The organism is Streptomyces solincola, assembly GCF_002982015.1.
Taxonomy (GTDB): domain Bacteria; phylum Actinomycetota; class Actinomycetes; order Streptomycetales; family Streptomycetaceae; genus Streptomyces; species Streptomyces solincola.
In genome coordinates, this window is the sequence record NZ_PVLV01000041.1 from 1 (window position 1) to 3,493 (window position 3,493).

2 protein-coding genes are annotated in these 3,493 nt (G+C 78.1%); both read left to right on the forward strand.

Annotation, left to right across the window (positions count from 1 at the left end; translation table 11 throughout):
* Nucleotides 1–66: 66 nt before the first annotated feature.
* The gene (locus tag C6N75_RS03095; RefSeq protein WP_105867278.1) at nucleotides 67–927 is read left to right on the forward strand and encodes a 4'-phosphopantetheinyl transferase family protein; all 861 of its coding nucleotides are present in this window, start codon (nucleotides 67–69) and stop codon (nucleotides 925–927) included.
* A gap of 484 nt (nucleotides 928–1,411) precedes the next feature.
* A partial coding sequence (locus C6N75_RS03100; RefSeq protein ID WP_105867279.1) for a condensation domain-containing protein occupies nucleotides 1,412–3,493 on the forward strand: 2,082 nt, incomplete at its 3' end.

Below are 3,493 nucleotides of genomic sequence, written 5' to 3' on the forward strand. Positions count from 1 at the left end.
CCTCCCTCCTGACCGCCCCTGACCCCTCCCTCTCCTCTCCCCCGGCACTCTGCGGAAGGACGGACCGTGACCTACACCGCGCCGACCGGCGGACAGCAGCGGGGAGCCGAGCGGATCGCGCCACCGTTCCACGTCGGGCCGGCCGGGCCCTGGCAGCCGGTGCGGGAGGGCCTGGCCCGGCAGGGCAACGCCGTCGTGCACACCACCTGGGGCGAGTGGCTGCCGGTCGCGCTCACCGATCCGGCGCTGCGGCCGATGCTCGGCCGGGACTGGCAGCGCTACCGCGGCACCGTCGACCCGGCCGCCCGCTACCGGTTCGTCGCCTCCCGCCTCGCCGTCAAGTACACGGCCGCGGCGGCGCTGGACGCCGATCCGGCCGAGCTGGACCTCTCGTACAAGATCGGCGGCCGGCCTTATCTGCGCGGCTTCGGCCAGATCGACATCAGCCTGAGCCACACCGACGACGTGATCGCCGTCGGCGTCAGCCTGCACGGGCGGATCGGCGTCGACGCCGAACCGGCCGACCGGCACATGTCGTTCGACCTGCTACAGGGCCATATGTGCACCCCCGCCGAGCGCGCCGAACTGGCCGCGCTGCCCGCCGAGGAGCGGGGCGCGGCGATGCTGCGGCTGTGGACGCTGAAGGAGGCGTACACCAAGGCGCTCGGCCAGGGCCTGCGCATGGGCTTCACCGAGTTCGGCTTCGACGTCGACGGCCCGGAGCTGCTGGCGCCCGACGGAAGCCGGGCGGCCCGCGGCGAGTGGGCCTTCGCCACCCACCGGGTGCTCGGCCGCTACCTGATCAGCGTGGCCTGCCACGACAGCGGCCTGGACCCGGCCCGCGACACCCGGGTCAGCACCATGCTCGACGCGGGCTTCATGGCCGCCGTCGCCGAGGTCCTCGACGCCGGATGCCCGCCCGCCTGACCCGACCCGTCGGACGCCCCCCGCCCGATCGAAGCCCGGTCCACGCCCGGTCCACGCCCGGTCCACGCCCGGTCCATGACGGCTCGAGGACACCGCCCCCGTCCGCGTACGGCGTCTACCGTCGTGTCACGGACACCGTGGGACACCGGACGAGGAGGACGCCATGGCACCGCTGGGCCGCCCCCGCGCCGTACCACCCGCTGCCTTCCTCGTGCCGGCCGCTCCCCTCGTACGGGTCTCGCCGGCCACCCCCGCGCCGTACCGCTCGCGCATACCCGCCCGCCCCCGCGTCGGACCGGCTCCGGAGCCGGGTCCGGGGCCGGTCCGGGCGGGTCCGTCCCGCGCGGCCCGGTCGTAGCGGCGGGCTCCGGCGGGCCCGAGCGGGCCTGTACGTCCGGCCCAGCGCCGTGTCAGCGCCGTGTCAGGCCCGTATGGGCCGCGCCGCGCATACTCGGGGCGCCGAACAGGGGAGGAGGAGTCACGGATGACCACCGACCGATCCCCGTCCCTGCCCCGGCGCGAGCCGCTGACGGTGTACGTCGACCCGGGCCGCGCCGGTACGGGCGCCCCGCCCGCGCTGGAGCTCCGCGGCACCGTGGACATCGGCCGCGTCAAGGCCGCCGTGCACCAGGTGCTGGACGCCGACCCGCACGGGCCGGCCTGGCGGTTCCGGCTGCGGCGGCACGGCCCCGCGCACCACACGCTCACCCTCGACGCGCCCGCCGCCGCCGGCGCGCCCGCGGACTTCCCGGTCGGCCTGCTCGCCGACCTGCTGACCGCCCGCCCGGTCGGCTCCGCCTCGGTGTTCGAGTCGCTGGCCGACGGTGTGCGCCCGCTCGGCGACGAGCCCGTCCCGCTGCCGCCCGCCGGTCCCCCGTACGGCCTGGCCGCCGCCCGATCCGCCGCCGGCGCCCCGCACGGCCCAGTGATGAGCGTGCTGCGGGCCAGCCCGCTCCAGCGCGAGCTGCTCGCCGACGCCGACGCCCGGCCCGGCGCGGGCATCGGCGTGGCCCGGCTCGGCTGGGAGTGGCACGGGCCGCTGGACCTGGAACGGTTCGCCGACGCCTGGCAGTCGGTGGCCGACCGGGAGAGCGTGCTGCGGGCCGCGTTCGACGACGCCGACGAGCCCGCGGTGCTGGTGCACCAGTGGGTCGTCCCCGAACTGCTCCGCGCGCCGGCCGGGTCCGGCGACCGGGCCGCCCTGCTCGCCGCCGACCGGGCGCGCGCACTGGACCCGCGCCGCCCCGGGCCGTTCCGGGTCACCGTCGCCGAGAGCCCGACCGGCGCCGGCGACGGGCCGCCGCACCGGATGCTGCTCACCTACCACCACGCCCTGCTGGACGACCTCAGCGCCCGGCTGCTGCTGCGCGAGTTCTTCCGCGCCTACCTCGCCGGGGGCAGGCTGCCCGGCGGCGAACGGCGCCCCGACATGGGCGACTACGTCGACTGGCTGGCCGCCCGGGACCTCGGTCCCGCCCGCGACTTCTGGTCCCCGGCCGCCGATCTCCTCCCCGACGCCGCCGACCTCCCCGCCACCGGCACGCGGAACCTCCGCGGGCCGGCGAAGGACCCCGCCGAGCCGGTGGAGGACCCCCTCGGGTGGGGCCTCGCCGGGCAGGACCTTCCCGGACCGGCCCAGGGCCTCGCAGACCCTGGGCGCGTCCTTCCCGGGCCGGTTCAGGGCGCGGCAGACCCTGGCCGCGGCCTTCCCGGGCCGGTTCAGGGCGCCGGGCCGGTGGAGGATGCCGCCGGGGGGCCGGAGGGCGGCGACCCGCGCCCGGCGACCGTCCGCCTGCGTCACCGGCTGTCCCCCGAGGACGCAGCCGGGCTGACCACCTGGGCGGCCCGCTGGGGCGCCACCGACTTCGGCGCGCTCCAGGCCGCCTGGGCGCTGCTGCTGCACCGGGCCGGCCGCGCCGGGGCCGCCACCGCCGCGCCCGTCGCGTTCTGCGTCTCGGTGTCCGGCCGCGGCGTCCCGCTGGACGGCGTGGAACGCCTGCCCGGCGCGCTGCGCAACCCCCTGCCGATGTCCGTCGTCGTCGACCCGCGCACCCCGGTGCCCCGCCTGCTGGCCCAACTGCGCGACCGCGCTCTGGACATGGCGGCGTACGAGTGGGTCTCGGCGGGCCAGGTCGCCCACTGGACCGAGCCGGCCCGCCGGGCCCCGGCGGGCCGGGGCGGCCGGCGCGTCCCCGGCACCCTGCTCGTCTTCGGCGGCGGCCCGCAGCCGCCCGCCGTACCCGCCGCCGACCTGGCCGCGCAGGGCATCCGGGTGCCGGAGCCGGTCGCGTACGACGCCGACACCGCCTTCCCGCTCGCGCTGAGCGCGCACCACGACGACGCGGGCGGTCTGGTGCTGACCGTCGCCCACGACCCGTACCTGCTGCCGGACGCCGGCGCCGTCCTCGCCGACCTGGACCGACTGCTGCGGCTGCTGCCCCGCCGCGGCGACCAGTACACGACCGCCGGCGCGCTCCTGGACGCCCTCTCCGTCTCCGGGGCGGAACCGCCCCCCGCCGCCCCGGCGGCACCTGCCCTGTCTCTTATACACATCTCCGAGCCCACG